A 17902-nucleotide genomic window follows, 5' to 3' on the forward strand; every position below is an offset into this window, starting at 1 on the left:
GCTCCGGCACCCCGCGCTGCCACGGGTGACCGGCACACAGCGTCCCGCCACTGGCGGCCGAGCCTTTCAGCGGGTCCAGGCAGGGTGTTCATCGTGGACCCGCATCCCGTACAGCCGCCGTTCACGACCCTCTTCGAGGCTTCTTGATCGAAATAGCATTCGCTTGATCGAGGAGAGGCTCTCACGTGAGGGACAAGCAACCCGAAGAGGTCGAGCGCGCGCAGCTGTCGCGGCGCAAGCTGGTCAAGTACGCGGGCGTCGGCGCGACGCTGGCCGCGGCCAGCCCGTTGGTGGGCGGCGCCGCGGCGTGGGCCGATGAGGAGCGCCGGCCCGGCGACGACCGGAGCGACCGGGGCGGCTCGAAGGCCCGGGCGTGGCGCGCCGGTGACCACCATGTCCACTCGGAGTACAGCGGCGAGTTCGACACCACGAAGTCGCCCGTGGTCTTCCACAAGGGCGCGGACGCGGTCTACCCGATCGTCACCAACGCCATCATGGCCAAGAACTTCGGCCTGAGCTGGGCAATGTGCACCGACCACGGTGGACCCACCCACTCGAAGGTGAACATCGAGCAGGCGTACCCCGACCTGCTGCGCTCGCGCAAGCTGGTCCCCGAGGTGCTTCAGTTCTGGGGCATGGAGTTCGACGCACCCTCGTTGGACCACCACACGCTGATGATCCCGCGTCACGACGACGAGGCGAAGCAGCTCTTCGAGCTGGAGAGCCGGTTCGCCAAGTACGACGCTTTCCCCACCGACCCGGGCCGGGACACCGAGGCCAAGATGGTGGAGTTCCTCAAGGTCGCGCGGGGCATGCCGCACAAGCCGCTGGTGATCGCCCACCACGCGTCCCGTTCGGCGCCCGGGCTCGGCGTCTACGGCCAGGACACTCCGCGCGAGTTCCGTAACGGCAACAACGCCGCGCCGGACGTCTACATCGGCTTCGAGGGCGCGCCCGGCCACCAGGCGGGTCCGCTCAACGGCGGCAAGCGGGGCGGGTACGGCAACCACCCCACCTACGGCGGCTTCGACCAGATGACCGCGCGGGTCGGCGGGCTGTGGGACTCGCTGCTCGGCGAGGGCCGACGCTGGTGGATCACCGCGACCTCGGACTCGCACGTGCACTGGACGCGTGGCGGCTCGGACTTCTGGCCGGGCGAGTACAGCAAGACCTACGTGCACGCCCGCCAGGACTACGGCGACATCATGGACGGCCTGCGCAACGGCCGGATCTGGGTCACCACCGGCGATCTGATCCGCAGCCTCGACGTCACCGCCAGCTCCCAGGGCCGGACCGCCGAGGTGGGCGAGACCATCACGGTCAGCCGCCGCGACCGTACCGACGTCGAGATCGAGATCAGGTTCCGTCCGCTGGACGGCGAGAACGCCAACGGTGACCGGCCCGAGGTCCGCCGGGTCGACCTGATCGTCGGCCAGATCACCGGTCCGAGCACCAACCCGGATGCCGACACCAACCCCACCACCAAGGTGGTGGCCCGTTTCGGCCCGCGCGACTGGCGCCGGCAGGGTGCGGACTACGTCATCCGGCACACCCTGCGCAACGTCGAGGCCGACACCTACGCCCGGGTCCGCGGCACCAGCACCGACGAGGCCGAGCCGCTCGCCGACGGGCTGGAGAGCCCGTGGGACGACCTGTGGTTCTACTCGAACCCGGTGTTCGTGCAGGTGCGCTGACCCCGGCACGGCACTGCGGGTCCGCCGGCACGGCTCGACGCACGACGGTCGGGCGGTGCCGGCGGACCCGCGCCGCGTTCGGCGGGTAGCGGGCAGGTCGCCCGGGATCAGTCGGTGCCGCGGCGGCGGGCTCGGGCGACGGGTGCCCGCCGGCCGGGCTCGGGCGTTGTCGCCGTCCGGCTCGGGGGAGGGGTCGCCGGGTCGGGCTGCACCTGCGCGACCACCTCGCAGAGGTCGCGCAGCGGGTCGACCGCCTGGGCCGAGCAGGCGACCCGCTGGAGCAGGGCCCGCAGCGTCGCCGACTCGGCCGGCGTGAGCGCCGCCAGCAGGTGCGACTCGACCTGCCGCAGCGCCCGCCGCCGCTGCTCCCAGGCCGCGCGGCCGGCGTCGGTGACGTCCACCAGCCGGCTGCGCCGGTCGCCCGGGTCCGCCCGACGGGCCACGTACCCGGGGCGTTCCAGGTCGTCGATGACGTACGTGAGCACGGTGCGGTCAATGCCGAGCTCCTCGGCGATCGCGCCCTGGTTCCGGGCCGGCGCGTTGATCGCGGCGGTGAGCACCTGGTAGCCGCGCGGGCCGCCGGGGAAGTCGGTGAGCGCGTGCTCGGCCGCCCGGACGTAGCCACGGAAGACGATCCCGAGCATCCAGCCCAGGTCCTCGTCGAGCGGATCGGGCCGGTCCCGCACCTCACTGGCACCCGTCGTCATACGCCGACAGTAGCGCAGCCGCACAGACCTTGTTGGCGGACGATGTTCTGTGTGACATAAGGTTGAGGTCACGGCGCATCGTCCGATCGTCGCGCGAAACGGGAGGCTCGCAGATGAGCGACTACGGCCACGACCTGCTCTTCGGATCGTTCACCACCCCGGGCAGTGACGATCCGGACCGCGCCGTCGGCCTCGCCGTCCTGGCCGAGCAGGTCGGTCTGGACCTGGTCACCTTCCAGGACCACCCGTACCAGCCGAAGTTCCTCGACACCTGGACGCTGCTGAGCTACGTCGCCGCGCGGACCGACCGGGTGCACCTGTCGGCGAACGTCACCAACCTGCCGCTGCGCCCGCCGGCCGTGCTCGCCCGCAGCGTCGCCAGCCTGGACCTGCTCAGCGGCGGCCGGGTCGAACTCGGCCTCGGCGCGGGGGCGTTCTGGGAGGCCATCGAGGCGATGGGCGGCCGACGGCTGACCCCCGGGCAGGGAGTGCGGGCGCTGGAGGAGGCCATCGACGTCATCCGCCAGCTCTGGGACGCCGAGGCGCGTGGGGGAGTGCGGGTCGACGGCGAGTTCCACCGGGTTGCCGGCGCCAAGCGCGGCCCGGCCCCCGCGCACGCGGTGCCGATCTGGCTGGGCGCGTACAAGCCGCGCATGCTCGAACTCACCGGTCGCCGGGCCGACGGATGGCTGCCCTCGCTGGGCTACCTCCAGCCCGGTGACCTGACCAAGGGCAACGAGATCATCGACGACGCCGCGCGGCAGGCCGGCCGCTCGCCCGGGGACGTCCGCCGGTTGCTCAACATCTCCGGCCAGTTCACGTCCGCCGGGCGCGGCCCGCTGCACGGGCCCGCCGAGCAGTGGGTGCGGGAGCTGGTCGAGCTGGCGCTGGGCGATGGCATCAGCGCCTTCATCCTCGCCAGCGACGACCCCGACGACCTGCGCCGGTTCGCCGGCGAGGTGGCGCCCGCCGTGCGTGAGCTGGTCGCCGCCGAGCGCAACCGTGGCACCACGCCGGCACGTACGCCGGAGCCCGCCGTGGTCGTCGCGCCCCCGGCGCAGCCGACCCGCGCGAGCGCGACCGCCGGCGCGTTCGCCGTGGTGCCGACCCCCGACGACGGGCGGCGGCTCAGCGACCAGCGCGTCTGGGACGAGTCGGCCCGTCCGAGCGGGCCCGCGCCCGACCCGGCGCGCACCTACACCGCCCAGGAGCAGGCCACCGGCCAGCACCTGGTGCAGGTGCACGACGGCCTGCGCGGTGAGCTGGCCCAGATCCACGATCTGATCGAGCAGGTCGCCGCCGGTGAGATCGACGCCGGCGCGGCCCGGTCGCACATCAACACGATGACCATGCGGCAGAACCGGTGGACGCTCGGCACCTACTGCGAGTCCTACTGCCGCATCGTCACCACCCACCACACCATCGAGGACCAGGCTCTCTTTCCGCGGCTGCGGCAGGCCGACCCCCGGCTCCGTCCGGTCATCGACCGGCTGGAGCAGGAACACCACGTCATCCACGACGTCCTGGAGGGCGTCGACCGGGCCCTGGTCGCGTACGTCGGGGCGCCGGACGGGTTGGCCGAGCTGCGCGCCGCGGTGGACCTGCTCACCGACACCCTGCTGTCCCACCTGAGCTACGAGGAGCGCGAGCTGGTCGAACCGCTGGCCCGGCTCGGGGTGAGCTGATCGCGGGGATCCGGCTCGGCCCGGGGTTGCCTCCCCAGACCTGAGAGACTACTTTCGAAACATGTCTCTCAAGAATCCCTACGGGGACTTCGAGATCACCGAGCCGCAGGCGCTGCGGGCGCTCGCGCACCCGGTCCGGCTGGCCATCCTCGACCGTCTCCAGCAGCACGGCCCGGCCACCGCCACCGGGCTCGCGCCGCACGTCGGCGCCACGCCCTCGGTGGTCAGCTGGCACCTGCGGCACCTCGCGACGTTCGGGCTGGTCACCGACTGGGAGGGCGCCACCAGCAAGCGGGAACGCTGGTGGCAGGCCGTTTCCCGTGGCTTCCGCTTCACGCTGCCCGACGACGCCGAGGGGCAGGCCGCCGGCCGTCAGCTGCGCGGCGAGATGTTCGCCCGGTCCGCCGACGCGCCGCAGCAGTGGCTGCTGCACGACGAGCCCCGGCTGGACGCCGAGTGGCGCGGGCTGGCCGGGGTGGCCGACACCCGGTTCGTGGCCACCCCCGACGAGTTGCAGCAGTTGGAGGACGCGATCGAGCAGCTGCTCGCCCCGTACGTGCGGCGCAAGGACGAGCAGGCTCCACCGGCCGGCGCGCACGTCGTCCGGATGCTGCGCTACCTGCTGCCCGAGCCCGGCGACGACCCGGCGACGTCGTGACCACCGTCGGCACCGCGCCCCCGCCGGCGTTGCACCGCGACCGGCGGTTCCGCACCTTCTGGATCGGCGAGACGGTTTCCCAGTTCGGCGACCGCATCAGCGAGCTGGCCCTCCCGCTGATCGCCGTCTCTCTGCTCGCCGCGACGCCCGCGCAGGTCAGCATCCTCACCGCGCTGATCTGGCTGCCCAACCTGCTGGGACTGTTCCTCGGCGCGTGGGTGGACCAGCGCACCCGCAAGCGCCGGCTCCTGATCGTCGCCGACCTGATCCGCGCGGCCGTCCTGCTCAGCCTGCCGGTGGCGTACCTGTTCGGCGCGGTCACCCTCACCCAGCTCTACCTGGTGGCGCTGCTCACCGGCGCCGGGGCGGTGCTGTTCGCCATGGCGCGCCAGGCGTTCTTCGTGGCACTGGTGCCGCCGTCGGCCTACATCGACGCGACCAGCAAGCTCAGCATGAGCCGTGCGGTCTCGTTCGTGGCCGGCCCGGCCGTCGGCGGGGGACTGGTCCAGGCGTTGACCGCGCCGGTCGCGGTCGTCGTCGACGCCGTGTCGTTCCTCGTCTCCGCGCTGCTGATCAGTCGCATCCCGGTGGCTGAATCGCCTCCGCCGCCGCGGCGGTCGTCCACCCTCGGTCTGGTCCGCGAAGGGCTCGTGCTGGTGCTGCGGCACCCGGTGCTGCGCGCCGCTCTCGGCTGCACCAGCACCGTCAACTTCTTCACCTTCATCGCCACCGCACTGCTGGTGCTGTACGCCAGTCGTGACCTCGACCTGTCCGCCGGCGCCATCGGCATCGCGTTCGGCGCCGGTGCGATCGGTGGACTGGCGGGCGCGGCGCTGGCGCCTCGGGTCACTCGCGCCATCGGGTTGGGCCGTACCGCGATGATCGGTGTCGTGCTCTTTCCCGCGCCGCTGGCCCTGACCGCGCTGGTGACCGGCCCGACCTGGGCGAAGGTTGCCATGCTGGCGGCCATCGAGCTGGTCTCCAGCGTCGGGGTGATGCTCATGGACGTCAACCTGAACGCCCTCCTCACCGCGGTCACACCCGACGACGCGCGAGGCCGCCGGGCCGGCGCGTACAGCGCCGTCAACTACGGGATCCGGCCGCTCGGCGCGCTGGTCGGCGGCGCGCTGGGCACCACCATCGGGCTACGGCCGACGCTCGTCATCGCGGGCCTGGGCGGCGTCCTCGCCGTGCTGTGGTTGGTCGCGTCGCCGGTGCGCCACATAACCAGCCTCGACGATGCGGTGACCTGACCGCTCCGGTAGACGACCGGCGGTGCGGCGGGCGCCGCACCGCCAGCCGGGAGCGCCCGACGAGGATTGCCGCTATCGCCCGAGCGACCCGGGCAGCTCAGGCCGCTGCCGCCAGCAGCAGCCGGGCCAGCTCGGCGGGCTGGGAGACCATCGGCCAGTGGCCGGTGTCCATCGTGACCAGTCGCCAGTGCTCACTGGACAGCAACCCGGCCACGGTGTCGTTGGGCTCGGGCCCGTCGAGCAGGCACTTGACGTACGTGGTCGGCAGCTCGCCGAGCGGGCGGGCCAGCACGGCCGGCTCGGTCAGCGTGGCGCCGGGGTGCGGGGTGAAGCCCTTGGTCAGCCGGGCGACCTGCTCGTCGGTGAGCCCCTGGCCGTCGAGATCGTCCGCGCTCAGCGGCGGCCAGTAGCCGCCGTTGTCGGCGAGCAGCGACTCCAACGCCGCCGGGCCCTGCCACCAGCCGGACGCGAACGACCGGCCGTCGACCGGCACCTCCGAGTCGACGAAGACCACCCGGGTCAGCCGGTCGCCGATCCGCTCGGCGGCCTGACCCACCGGGATGCCCGAGTAGCTGTGCCCGACCAGCACCACGTCGCGCAGGCCCCGCCGCTCGATCTCACCGACGATGTCCTGCACGTGGGTCTGCTGCCCGGCCGGCGCACCCTGCTTCTCGGCGAGGCCGGAGAGGGTCAGCGGGTGGGTGCCGTGGCCGGCCGCGCGCAGCGGCGGCAGCACCTCGTCCCACACCCACGACCCCAGCCACGCCCCCGCCACCAGTACGAACTCTGCCATGGTCCGGACCCTAGCGGGGCCCTCCGACAACGCGCCAGCGCCGGCCGGCGCGGAGGCGTCGGGGTCACGGCCAGGTCCGGGCCTGGGCAGCGAAGATCTCCGGCGGACTCGCCACCGGCAGGACGCCGACCAGATGCCCGCCGGGCACTCGCAGGACCCGGCACTCCAGCCATCGCGAGACCTCGGTGGCACCGACGGCGATCAGCCGCGCCGTCTCCGCTGCCACGTCGTCGGCCTCGATGTCGAGGTGGAAGCGGGGCGTGTCATCGACTGCCTGGACCGCGGTGACCAGCCCGGGCAGCGCCTCGTGCAGACCAATGAACTGTGGCTCCGCGGGATCGGACCGGGTGCTGACGCCCAGCGCCGCCGACCAGAACGCCGCCGCCCGGGCGGCCTCCGCCTCGGGGGCGTCGATCAGCAGGGCATAGACGCGGCTCCGGTGCACGGGTCCCAGGATATCGACGAATCCGTACGCCGGACCGACCACGACCCGACGCGCCGACCGGTCGTCCGTTCAGGGGTGGTGCGGTGGTGGCGGGCCGGCCTCGACCGGCATCCGGTAGATCCGGACCGGGTAGTCGACGGCCGCGTGCCCGTTGTTGAGCCCGGCGGTCAGGTGCAGCTGGGCGGCCGGCAGCCAGAGCCGGGCGTCGGCGTCGATCCACATTGCGTCCACCCAGGCCAGCCGGGGGTCGGCGACGAGCGTGCGCACGGTGCGGTCCGGCGCCAGGGTGAGGATGCGCCGTCGGTCCACGTCGCTGAGGTAGATGGTGCCGGCGGCGTCGATCGCCGTACCGCCGGTGCTGGGGCTGTCCCACCACCGTTCGACCCGCCGGGCCAGCTCGTCTGCGGACACCGACGGGTCGTCCAGCCATCGGGTGCCGATCCGCGACATCCCGCCGGAGGCCGGTTGGTAGTACAACCACCGGCCGTCGGGCGACACCTCCAGCTGGTCGGTGTGGACGTGGACCGCACCGCCGTCGGGGTCGCGCAGCGGCCGGCCGTCCGCCACCAGGGGCCCGCCCACCGTGCTCGGATGCCCGTCGAGCACTCGCCGGACCTGCCCCGAGTCGAGGTCGAGCACGATCAGGCCCGGCGAACCGGCGTCGGTGAGGTAAGCGACGCCGTCGTGGAAACGGACGTCGTCGACGTAGCTGGTGGGATGCACCGCCGAGTCCAGGTGGTAGACCCGGTCGAACCGGTCGCCGTCCGGGTCGACCACGATCAGCCGGGCCCCGCCCGGCACCTGCCGGGCACCGATCCCGGCGCCCGCGTCGATGATCCACAGCGGCCGTCCGGGCCGGCACGCAGCCCGTTGACGTTGACGAAGGCGTTGTCCGGTGGCTGATCCACCCGGTTCCACGCGGCATCCGGGTACGGGTCGCGCCGGCCGTCCGGCAGTGCCTCGGCGACCCGCACGCCCGGCCGGTCCGCCGACGGGTAGCTCAGAAAGATCCGCCCGCGCAGGGTCGTCACGCCCGCGCACACCCGCTCCTCGGCGAGCACCGGCGTCAGTCGGAGGTCCTCCTCGGTGGGCAGCGTGGGCACGGCACCGCTCCTCACTCGCCCGACGGCGTCCTCGGCTCCAACCGGCGGCCGAGGGGTCCCGGCCACCCGGCGCGCGGTATCCCCGGGCCGTGCCGCCCGAAACCGGCGGCACGTGGGTCGCCGCCGACCGCCGGCCACGCAGCCGGTCGGGCCGCCCGGCGGGACGCTCAGCCGGGTGGCGCGGCCGGTCGGTCCACCAGGGCGGCGAGTCGCTTCGGGGCGAGCAGGCAGTAGCTCTCGGTCAGCAGCTCGGCGACCTCGTCCCAGCCGGTGTCGTCGTCCACGACCATGCCCAGCACGGTCGGGCCCCACTCCGGCTTGTAGAAGGGATGCCCACTGGCCACCAGCCCGGCTATCTCGTCGGGCGGCGACCGGAAGATCAACAGGCAGGTCGGCCGGTCCACGTCCGCGGCGCGGGCATGGGCGACCTGGTGGTCGGGATCGACGGTGAGCACGTGGGCGAAGGTCCGCTTGCGGATCCGCCAGCGGGTGCCCACCCAGGCCGGCTCCTCATAGGTCTCCGGCAGCCCGAGGCAGATCGGCCGGAGCCGGTCGAGGACCTCGGCAGGGACGTCTCCGGGTTCGGTCACGGTCCGCGACGCTAGCCGGCCGGTACGACAGGTCACCCGGCTCGGCCGGTCAGGGCGGCGTACGTCGGTCTCGTCCACGACCGGCCAGTCCCTGCGGTACGCGGCGGTGCTGGCGTACGCCGCCGCGCCGCCCTTCGCTCGAAACGATGCTGGCCGATCCGCCGCGGTGGCCAAGGCGTGGCGGGCCGTCCTCGACGCGCCACCGCGTCCGGAGGACGACTTCCTCTTGGCCGCCGTTGACCCCGCCGCCGGTGGTGCGTGCTCGGCCGATCCGTCAGGATGGGCCGGGGCGACGCCGGGCTGGCGCCCCGGACCGAGCCACCCCCCCCCGTGCCCGATGAGGAGCGCCGTGCCGTCCACCCTGCTCTCCCGCCGCGACCTGGACTTCCTGCTGCACGACTGGCTGCGAGTGTCCCAGCTGGTCGAGCGTCCCCGCTACGCCGAGCACTCCCGGGAGACCTTCGACGACGCCCTGGACCTCGCCGAGCGGGTGGCGACCGAGCAGTTCGCACCGCACAACCGGGCCGCCGACCTCGCCGAGCCCACCTTCGACGGACAGCGGGTGCGGCTGATCCCGCAGGTCCGCGCGGCGCTGGAGAGCTTCGCCGAGACCGGCCTGCTCACCGCTGGGCTGGACGCCTCCATCGGCGGTCTGCAACTGCCGCACGCCGTCGCGGCGGCCTGCTTCACCTGGTTCCAGGCCGCCAACGTTTCCACCTCGGCGTACCCGTTCCTCACCCTGGGCAACGCCAACCTCCTGCTGGCGCACGGCACCGCGGAGCAGGTCGACACCTACGTGCGGCCCATGCTGGAGGGTCGCTTCTTCGGCACCATGTGCCTGTCCGAGCCGCACGCCGGCAGCTCGCTGGCCGACATCACCACCCGTGCCGAACCGCAGCCGGACGGCACGTACCGGCTCTTCGGCACCAAGATGTGGATCTCCGGTGGGGATCACGAGCTGGCCGAGAACATCGTCCACCTGGTGCTGGCGCGGATCCCCGGCGGCCCGCCCGGGGTGAAGGGCATCTCGCTGTTCATCGTGCCCAAGGTGCTGGTCGGGCCGGACGGCTCGCTCGGCGATCGCAACGACGTGGTGCTGGTCGGACTCAACCACAAGATGGGCTTCCGGGGCACCACCAACACCCTGCTCAGCTTCGGCGACGGCGGGCACACCCCCGCCGGTCGCTCCGGCGCCGTCGGTCACCTGGTGGGCCCGCCGCACCAGGGGCTGGCCCAGATGTTCCACATGATGAACGAGGCCCGGATCGGGGTGGGCGCCGGCGCCACCGCGCTCGGCTACACCGGCTACCTCAAGAGCCTGGCGTACGCCCGCGAGCGGCCGCAGGGCCGGCCGGTCGACGCCAAGGACCCGGGCACGCCGCAGGTGCCGATCATCGACCACCCCGACGTACGACGGATGCTGCTGGCGCAGAAGAGCTACGTGGAGGGGGCGCTGGCCCTGGTGCTCTACTGCGCGCGGCTGCTCGACGAGGAGAAGACCGCCCCGGCCGAGGCCGACCGCGAGCGGGCGCACCTGCTGCTGGATGTGCTCACCCCGATCACCAAGAGTTGGCCGTCACAGTGGTGCCTGACTGCCAACGACCTGGCGATCCAGGTGCTCGGAGGGGCCGGGTACACCCGCGACCACGATGTGGAGCAGCACTACCGGGACAACCGGCTCAACCCGATCCACGAGGGCACCCACGGCGTCCAGGCGCTGGACCTGCTGGGGCGCAAGATGACGATGCACAACGGCGTCGGCCTGACCCTGCTGACGTCGACGATCCGCGAGACCGTCGCACGGGCGGGGCAGGCCGGGGGAGAGGCCGCCGGGCTGGCCGACCGGCTGGCCGGCGCGGTGGAGCGGGTCGTCGCGGTCACCCGCCGGCTCTGGGCCGACGGCGATCCGGTGCTCGCGCTGGCCAACGCGAGCGTCTACCTGGAGGCGGTCGGGCACGTCGTGATCGCGTGGATGTGGCTGGAGCAGGTGCTGGCCCTGCCGCCGGAGGGGTCCGGCGACGCGTTCCACGCCGGCAAGCGGCAGGCCGCGCGTTACTTCTTCAGGGTCGAGCTGCCCCGCACCGGTCCGCAGTTCGACCTGCTGGACAGCCGGGACCGGACCACGCTGGACATGCGCGCGGACTGGTTCTGAGCCGCCCCGGCCCTCACCGTCGCCTGGTCTGGTGCTGCATGGCCTGCCGGCCCTTGACCACACCCAGGATGATCACGATCACCAGCGCGATCAGACCGATGATGATCAGCCAGCGGACCGCCTCGAGGATCAGCCCGAGCAGGATCAGCACGCCGGCGACCACGCCGACAACCCAGAGCAGTGCGCGCATGTCCACCTCCGGTGACCGGTCGCGCCGGCGGCGGCGACTTCCGGGTCACCTTCCCGATCCGGCCGGAACCATGCGCGAGCGTCGCGACGGGCGGCGGGAGAGGTGGCAACCCGGCCCCGCCGTGAGCCCACCGCACGGCTACATCCGCTCGGCGCGTGATCGACCCGAGATCGCCGACATCGGGCTGTCACCGACGACGGGATACCGCAATATCACCGACACCGTGTCGATCAAGCGACCGTGCGGTCCGGGTCGGCTCAGCCCGCAGTGCGGGCAACGTAGACGGTGTTCGCGGACTGGCCGCCGGTCAGCGGGTTGGCGAACGGCACGACGTGCGCCCGCGCGGTCGCGAACACCTCGCTGAGCGCGGCCGTGAACTCGGCGTCCGGCGGGTCGTCCGACCAGAGCGCGAAGATTCCCTCCGGACGCAGCAGGGCGGCCAGACGCCTCAGCCCGGCCGGTGCGTAGAAGGCGGCGTGGCTGGGATGCAGGACGTTGCGCGGAGAATGGTCGACGTCGAGCAGCACGGCGTCGAACCGTCGCCCCGGCGCCTCGGCGTCGAACCCGGTGTCGCCGGCCACCGCGGCGAAGAAGTCGGCCTGCACGAACCGGGTCCGCGGATCCTCGGCGAGCCCCGCCGCGAACGGCAGCAGCCCCTGCCGGTGCCAGTCGATCACGTCCTCGATCGCCTCCACCACCAGCAGCGACCGCACCCGCGGGTCGTCCAGCGCGGCGCAGGCTGTGTAGCCCAGCCCGAGGCCGCCAACCACCACGTCGAGCGTGTCACCGGCCAGCTCGGCCAGGCCCAGCCGGGCCAGCTCGATCTCCGCGACCGGGAAGAGGCTGGACATCAGGAACTCGTCGTCGAGCTTGACCTCGTACACCTCGACCTGGAGCGCCGGGTCGCGACGCCGGCGCAGGCTGATCGCGCCGATCGGGGTTTCCCGCCAGGCCAGCTCCTCGAAACGCGTGCCCACGGGTGCCCTCTCGCCGCCGGATTCGTCCCCGGATGGTACCGGCCCGACCGGCGTCGGCCACGCAGGGTCCACGGGACATCGACGCAGCGCATATCCTGTGCCCCGGCCGATCCAGCGGGAAGGGACCTCACGCCGTCGCGGCAGGACCAGCTGCACTCCTACCAGTTCAGCGTCCAGCGGGCGGTCGCCGCACTGGTGATGCGCGAGACCGATCCGGCCCAGTCGCCGTTCCGGCGGCTGGCCGGCGCCGCCCTGGCCAGCGTCCTGGTCGCGGCGATCGGGCTGGGCGGCTCGGCGCTCTACGGCCTGTTCGCCGGCGGCGGCAGCGGCTGGCGCGAGCCGGGTGCGGTGATCGTCGAGAAGGAGTCCGGTGCCCGGTTCGTCTACCGCGAGCAGAAGCTGCACCCGGTGCTCAACCACGCGTCGGCGCTGCTGATCGTCGACGCGGACCGCTCGAAGACCGTGCGCTGCCCGCACCGGGCCGGTTGGCCACGGCGGCGTGGACGGTCTGCTCGACGATCCCGCCCGGCGCGGGCGGCGAGCTGCCCCGCTCCGCCCTGCTGATCGGCGCCGAGCCCGGCAGCGGCCGGCCACTCGGTGACGAGGCCCTGCTGGTGCGCCACCCGGACGGTGGGCTGCACCTGGTCTGGCACCAGCGGCGCTACCTGATCCGCGACCCCAGCCGGGTGCTGGCGGCGCTGGCCACCACCCGGGCCCGGGCGGTGCCGGTGGCTCCCGCCCTGCTCAACTCGCTGCCCGCCGGCGCCGATCTGGCCCCGCTCGCCCTGCCCGACCTGGGCCGCCGCGCCTCCGGGGTGCCGGGCGCCACGATCGGCCAGGTGTACCTGGTGCGCAACTCCGGTGGCGGACGGCAGTACGCGGTGGCGCTCGACGCCGGGCTGGCCGGGATCACCGAGTTGCAGGCCGGGCTGCTGCTGGCCCGCACCGGGCAGGGCGAGCCGGAGCCGATGACGTTGGGCCGGTTGGCCGCGCTGCCCACGGCGTCCGACCTCGCCCCGAACGGTCCGACCGCCCCGCCGCCGGCCCCGCCCCGGCTCGCGGCCGGCGGCGACGGGGCGCTCTGCACCCGGGTCGGCGACGACGGCGGGGCCGGGGAGGTGCGGTGGGGCGTACCGCTGCCGGACCTGGCGGCCGTGCCGCGGACCGCGCCGGTCGGCGGCGCCGTGCTGGCCGACCACGTGGTGGTGGAACCGGGCCGCGGCGCGGTGGTCGAGGCCGCGGCGGCGCCCGGCGCGTCCGGGGGCGCGGTCTCCGTGGTCACCGACCTGGGCCGGCGGTACGTGCTGGCCGACCGGGACGTGCTCGCGATGCTCGGCTATCGCAACGTGCGCCCCCTGCGGTTGCCGGCGGGCCTGGTCAGCCTGGTGCCGGCCGGCGCGACCCTGGACCCGGCCGCCGCGCGGGCCGTCGCCGCCCCCGCCTGACGGCCGGCGGACACGCGGGTGCCGAGTCGGGTGTCAGGCGGCCGGGCGGCGCAGGATGGTGACCGCGAAGGGCGCATCATCGCGCCACGGGCGCAGGTCCCAGGTGGCGAAACGGTGCTCCAGGCGCAGCCCGGCGGCGACCACGTCGGCGTCGAACGCGGTCAGCGCGTAACCGCGATCGGTGCCGAAGCCGACCGCCAGCACGCCGTCCGGGCGCAGATGCCCGGCGAGCCGGCGCAGCACCTCCGGCTCGGTGCCGGCGGCGACGAAGGCGAGCACATTGCCGGCCAGCACCGCGGCGTCGAACGGCTCGGCCTCACCGAGCGCCGGCAGGTCCAGCTCGGCCAGGTCGGCGACCAGCCAGTGCGGGCCCGGGTAATCGGTGCCGGCGGCGGCCACCAGCGTGGGGTCGGCGTCCACCCCCACCACGGTGTGCCCGCGGTCGGCCAGCGCCGCACCCACCCGACCGGTGCCGCTGCCCGCGTCGAGGATCCGGGAGCCGGGCGGGACCAGGGCGTCCACCAGCCGGGCCTCGCCGGCCAGGTCCGCTCCCTCGGCCGCGAGCTTCCGGAACCGGTCGATGTACCACTGCGAGTGCTCGGGTCCGGTGTCGGTCGCCCAGCGGGTCGGGTTGGCCATGTCGCCACCGTAACCGTGTCCGGCAGCGCCGCGACGCCCAACCCAGCCCCCGCCCCCGCCGCCGCCCCGCCCCCGCCCCGCCCCCGCGCCGGCCCCGCGCCGGTCCCGCGCCGCCGCCCCCGCGCCGGCCACCAGCGGCCGCCCCGCGCGCCGGCCACCCGCGTCGATCTAGGGCATATCGTCGTCCGTAGAGATCAACGAGCGCTGATATGCCCTAGATCGGCGGGGTGGGGGGCGCGGGGGCGGGGACGGAGGGTGGGGGCGTGCCGGGCGCGGGGGGTCAGCCCTTTTCGGCGCCGCTGGTCAGGCCCTCGGTGAGTAGGCGCTCGCTGGCGAAGAAGAGGATCACGATGGGCAGGGTGAGGACGACCGACCCGGCCATCAGCACCGTCTTGGGTACCTCGACCCCGTCGGCGAGCAGGGACAGGCCGAGCGACACCGTCCACCGGTCGGGCTTGTCGACCAGGAACAGCAGCGCAAAGAGGAACTCGTTCCAGGCGATCATGAAGTCGTAGAGCGCGACCGCCATGATCGACGGCATGGCCAGGGGCAGGCTGACCCGGCGGATGATCCCGAGCCGACCGGCACCGTCGATCGCGGCGGACTCCTCCAGACTGACGGGGATGGTCTCGAAGTAGTTCTTCAGCATGTAGACCGAGACCGGCAGCGTCTGCGAGATGTAGACGAGGACCAGGCCGAACAGTGAGCCGCGCAGCCCGGCCCGGGTGAAGACCACGAACAGTGGGATCGCGATGACGATCGACGGGAACAGGTAGACCGCCAGGAACAGGAAGTCGACCTGCCGCCGGCCGAAGAACCGCAGCCGGGCGACCGCGTACGCCCCGGGGATCGCCACCACCAGGGTGAGCAGGGTCGCCGCGACCGCGACCAGGCCGCTGTTGCGGATGAACGTGAGGAACCCCTGGCCGCCGTCGTCGGCGGCCTTGAGCACCTCGGCGTACGTGGCGACGGTCAGCTCGCCGAAGCCGACCACCAGTGAGCCGGGGTCGAGCAGCAGCCGCTCGATGGGGCGCACCGACAGCATCAGCATGTAGTAGAAGGGAAAGACGGTGACCACCAGGAACGCGGCGATCACCAGGCGGCGCAGCCAGCGCAGGCTCACCGTCTCGACGGCGTCCCGGTCCATCAGCCGACCCTCCGTCCGAAGAAGCGCAGGTAGATCAGCACGAACACGATCAGCACCACGGCCAGCACGACCGCCTGCGCGGCGGCGGCGCCGATGTCGGTCCGCGCGGTGAGGAACTCGTACACCCGCACGCTGACCACCTCGGTGCCGGCCGCCCCGCCGGTGAGCAGGTAGACGTCGTCGAACTTGTTGAACGTCATGATGAACCGCAGCACGCCCAGCAGCGCGATCACCGGCAGCAGCTGCGGCAGCAGGATGTGCCGGAACCGTTGGGTGGGGGTGGCGCCGTCGACCCGGGCGGCCTCCTCCAGCTCGCCGGGTACCGCTTGGAGCCGGGCCAGCAGGAACAGGAACGCGAACGGGAAGTACCGCCACGCCTCGAACACGATCACCGTGGCCAGCGCGGTCGACTCCTGGGACAGGAACGGCACCGGGGCGTCCCAGCCGAGCAGCCGCCGGCCCCAGTCGTTGACGATGCCGAGCTGCGGGTCGAGCATCACCTGCCAGACGAAGGTCACCGCGACCACCGGCGCCACGTACGGCAGCAGCATGGACGCCCGGACCAGGGTGCGACCGCGGAAGGGCCGGCGGACCACCAGGGCGGCGACCAGGCCCAGCAGGATCGACCCGACGGTGCCGCCGAGGCTGTAGACCAGCGTGGTCCACAGGGTGCTGGCGAAGCCGGGGGTGTGCAGGACCCGGTCGATGTTGTCCATGGTGAACTCGCCGAACAGCCCGGTCCTGCGCAGCGTGGCGAGCCGGACCCGCTGGAAGGCGAGCACCACGGTCCAGATGATCGGGATGCCGATGACCGCGATGGTGACGAGCAGGGTGGGTGCGACCAGCGCGAGGCCGGCTCGGGACTCGCGGCGGCGCAGGGTCAGGGGCCGGCGGCGCGCCGGCGCCGGCCGTTCCCGGGTGGGGGAGCGGCCCGGTCCGGGCGCGGTGGTGGTCAATTGACGCCCGCCTTGATGGCCTCGACGTCCTTCTTGGCTCGCGCGGCGGTGGCCGCGGCGTCGGACTTGCCGGCGATGAGGTCGCTCATCGCCTTGGGCACCGGCAGCTCGCCGAGCATCGCGCCGACCAGCTTGCCCTGCCCCTGGCTGAGCCCCCAGCGTTGGAAGGTGTCCGGGCTGCGGCGCAGCGTGGCCAGCACCTCGTCGCCGTACACGTCTGCGAGGGGCTTCTTGGCGTCGACGCCGGCCTGGCTGGTGTTCCAGGCGGTGAGGTACGCCTCGGGCTCGGCCGGGGTGCCCTTGCGCACCGGGAAGCGGCCCTCGGGCGACATGCCGAACCAGCGCGGGTAGCCGTCGCCGAGCATGTACTCCACGAAGGACTTCGCCGAGCTGGTCGCGGCGCCGTCGAGCACCGCCCACGAGCTGATCTCGCCGTACTGGGCCGGTTCGGCGCCGTTCGGGCCCTTGATCGCGGTGACGAACCCGCTGTTCTTCGCCAGGAACGTCGGGTCGGCCTGGCACTGCGGGCAGGTCGGCTTGGCGTCGTTGCGCAGCCCGGCCAGCTCGTCGAGGATGAACGGCGACCAGACCACCATGGCCGCCTTCCCGGCGAAGTAGGTGGCCCGGGTGGTGTCGACGTCCTGCGCGCCCTTGACGGAGCTGTTCCGGATCAGGTCGCCGTAGAAGCGGAAGGCCTCGACGCACTGCGGCGAGTCCAGGGTGACCTTGCCGGCGTCGTCGGTGAGCTGGCAGCCGTTGGCCAGCGCCAGGTGCTCGAAGGTCTGCTGGGTGAACACGTCGCTGGGGGACGTCGCCGCGGTGATCCCGGCGACGCCGCCGGTGTTCAGCCTCGTCGCGGCCGCGGTGATCCGCTCGTACGTGTCGGGGGCGGGCAGGCCGGCGGCGTCGAAGAGGTCCTTTCGGTAGACGAGCAGCTGCCCCCAGCCGTCGCTGGGCACGGAGAGCTGCTTGCCGTCGTCGGAGGTGAGTTCCAGCGCGCGGGGGGAGAAGGTCTGCTTGCCGAGCGTGTCGACGATCTCGGTGTTGGCCGAGGCGTGCAGCAGCTCGTTGCCGGCGAGGGTGCGGATGCCGGCCAGGGAGACCGAGCCGACCACGTCGGGCAGGTCGCCGGCGGCGGCGTTGGCGGCGATCAGGGACGGGAACTGGTCCTCGTTGACGGTGACCAGCTCGACCTGGATCCCGCTCTTCGCGGTGAAGTCGGCGATGATCGCCTTGGTGGCGGTGACCCGATCGGCCACGTCCTCCAGGCTCCACACGGTTATCTTCTTGCTGTCGCTTTCTGGCTTATCGTCCCCGCAGGCCAGCAGGGTGGACCCGGCCAGTGCCATGATCAGGGTGGTCGCGAGGATCCGCATCGGAGGTGCTGACATCGGTGGCACTCCTCTCGAAGGGTACATGACGGATTCAACGCGCTCGATTGATCAATGACAAGACATATAGCGATTTT

General features: G+C 73.0%; 17 protein-coding genes and 1 pseudogene. 6 read left to right on the forward strand and 12 right to left on the reverse strand.

Translation table 11 applies throughout. The features are described from left to right. Positions 1-185 precede the first annotated feature (185 nt). On the forward strand, positions 186-1694 hold the full coding sequence (locus BUS84_RS05070; RefSeq protein ID WP_074309156.1) for a CehA/McbA family metallohydrolase domain-containing protein: 1509 nt from the start codon (positions 186-188) through the stop codon (positions 1692-1694). A 107-nt stretch (positions 1695-1801) separates the two neighbouring features. Here BUS84_RS05070 and BUS84_RS05075 read toward each other — a convergent pair whose 3' ends face one another. Next, entirely contained in the window at positions 1802-2401 is a 600-nt protein-coding gene (locus BUS84_RS05075; RefSeq protein WP_074309157.1) for a MarR family winged helix-turn-helix transcriptional regulator, read from the reverse strand. Between the two features lie 113 nt (positions 2402-2514). Between BUS84_RS05075 and BUS84_RS05080 the strand changes: the two genes are divergently transcribed. From BUS84_RS05080 to BUS84_RS05090, 3 genes are all read left to right on the forward strand, one after another. Next, a complete protein-coding gene (locus BUS84_RS05080) occupies positions 2515-4086 on the forward strand; it encodes an LLM class flavin-dependent oxidoreductase (protein WP_074309159.1) in 1572 nt (523 codons plus the stop codon). A gap of 61 nt (positions 4087-4147) precedes the next feature. Next, on the forward strand, positions 4148-4744 hold the full coding sequence (locus BUS84_RS05085; protein ID WP_074309161.1) for an ArsR/SmtB family transcription factor: 597 nt from the start codon (positions 4148-4150) through the stop codon (positions 4742-4744). Continuing rightward, on the forward strand, positions 4741-5997 hold the full coding sequence (locus BUS84_RS05090; RefSeq protein WP_074309162.1) for an MFS transporter: 1257 nt from the start codon (positions 4741-4743) through the stop codon (positions 5995-5997). The genes BUS84_RS05085 and BUS84_RS05090 overlap by 4 nt, the downstream gene beginning before the upstream one ends. Positions 5998-6094: 97 nt before the next feature. Here the strand turns inward: BUS84_RS05090 and BUS84_RS05095 are convergent, their stop codons facing one another. From BUS84_RS05095 to BUS84_RS05110, 5 genes are all read right to left on the reverse strand, one after another. Next, entirely contained in the window at positions 6095-6790 is a 696-nt protein-coding gene (locus tag BUS84_RS05095; RefSeq protein ID WP_074309164.1) for an alpha/beta fold hydrolase, read from the reverse strand. Positions 6791-6854: 64 nt separating this feature from the next. Further along, positions 6855-7235 (reverse strand): VOC family protein, encoded by a 381-nt coding sequence (locus BUS84_RS05100; RefSeq protein ID WP_074312118.1) that lies wholly within the window; start codon positions 7233-7235, stop codon positions 6855-6857. 69 nt (positions 7236-7304) lie between these two features. Beyond that, entirely contained in the window at positions 7305-8036 is a 732-nt protein-coding gene (locus tag BUS84_RS05105) for a major royal jelly family protein (protein ID WP_244298387.1), read from the reverse strand. Next, positions 8015-8338 carry a hypothetical protein gene (locus BUS84_RS39600; protein ID WP_244298388.1) on the reverse strand — a complete coding sequence of 108 codons (324 nt, stop codon included), beginning with the start codon at positions 8336-8338 and terminating at the stop codon, positions 8015-8017. The genes BUS84_RS05105 and BUS84_RS39600 overlap by 22 nt, the downstream gene beginning before the upstream one ends. Positions 8339-8505: 167 nt before the next feature. Then, positions 8506-8928, reverse strand: a complete 423-nt coding sequence (locus tag BUS84_RS05110) for an MmcQ/YjbR family DNA-binding protein (RefSeq protein ID WP_074312120.1) — start codon at positions 8926-8928, stop codon at positions 8506-8508. Between the two features lie 337 nt (positions 8929-9265). On the opposite strand from BUS84_RS05110, the gene BUS84_RS05115 reads away from it, so the two are divergent. After that, positions 9266-11080 (forward strand): acyl-CoA dehydrogenase, encoded by a 1815-nt coding sequence (locus tag BUS84_RS05115; protein WP_074309167.1) that lies wholly within the window; start codon positions 9266-9268, stop codon positions 11078-11080. Positions 11081-11093: 13 nt separating this feature from the next. Here BUS84_RS05115 and BUS84_RS38570 read toward each other — a convergent pair whose 3' ends face one another. Then, positions 11094-11270, reverse strand: a complete 177-nt coding sequence (locus BUS84_RS38570; protein WP_167627024.1) for a hypothetical protein — start codon at positions 11268-11270, stop codon at positions 11094-11096. A gap of 257 nt (positions 11271-11527) precedes the next feature. Next, a complete protein-coding gene (locus BUS84_RS05120; protein WP_074312122.1) occupies positions 11528-12247 on the reverse strand; it encodes a polyamine aminopropyltransferase in 720 nt (239 codons plus the stop codon). 90 nt (positions 12248-12337) lie between these two features. On the opposite strand from BUS84_RS05120, the pseudogene BUS84_RS05125 reads away from it, so the two are divergent. Then, positions 12338-13692: pseudogene (locus tag BUS84_RS05125) on the forward strand (type VII secretion protein EccB). Positions 13693-13725: 33 nt separating this feature from the next. Here the strand turns inward: BUS84_RS05125 and BUS84_RS05130 are convergent. From BUS84_RS05130 to BUS84_RS05145, 4 genes are all read right to left on the reverse strand, one after another. Next, entirely contained in the window at positions 13726-14331 is a 606-nt protein-coding gene (locus tag BUS84_RS05130) for a class I SAM-dependent methyltransferase (protein ID WP_074309168.1), read from the reverse strand. 280 nt (positions 14332-14611) lie between these two features. Next, positions 14612-15478, reverse strand: coding sequence for a carbohydrate ABC transporter permease (locus BUS84_RS05135; protein ID WP_074309169.1), 867 nt, complete (start codon positions 15476-15478; stop codon positions 14612-14614). After that, on the reverse strand, positions 15478-16434 hold the full coding sequence (locus BUS84_RS05140; protein WP_074309172.1) for a carbohydrate ABC transporter permease: 957 nt from the start codon (positions 16432-16434) through the stop codon (positions 15478-15480). Before BUS84_RS05140 ends, BUS84_RS05135 begins: the two co-directional genes overlap by 1 nt. Next, on the reverse strand, positions 16431-17825 hold the full coding sequence (locus BUS84_RS05145) for an ABC transporter substrate-binding protein (protein ID WP_074309173.1): 1395 nt from the start codon (positions 17823-17825) through the stop codon (positions 16431-16433). The genes BUS84_RS05140 and BUS84_RS05145 overlap by 4 nt, the downstream gene beginning before the upstream one ends. Between the last annotated feature and the right edge of the window lie 77 nt (positions 17826-17902).

Source organism: Micromonospora cremea (assembly GCF_900143515.1).
Taxonomy (GTDB): domain Bacteria; phylum Actinomycetota; class Actinomycetes; order Mycobacteriales; family Micromonosporaceae; genus Micromonospora; species Micromonospora cremea.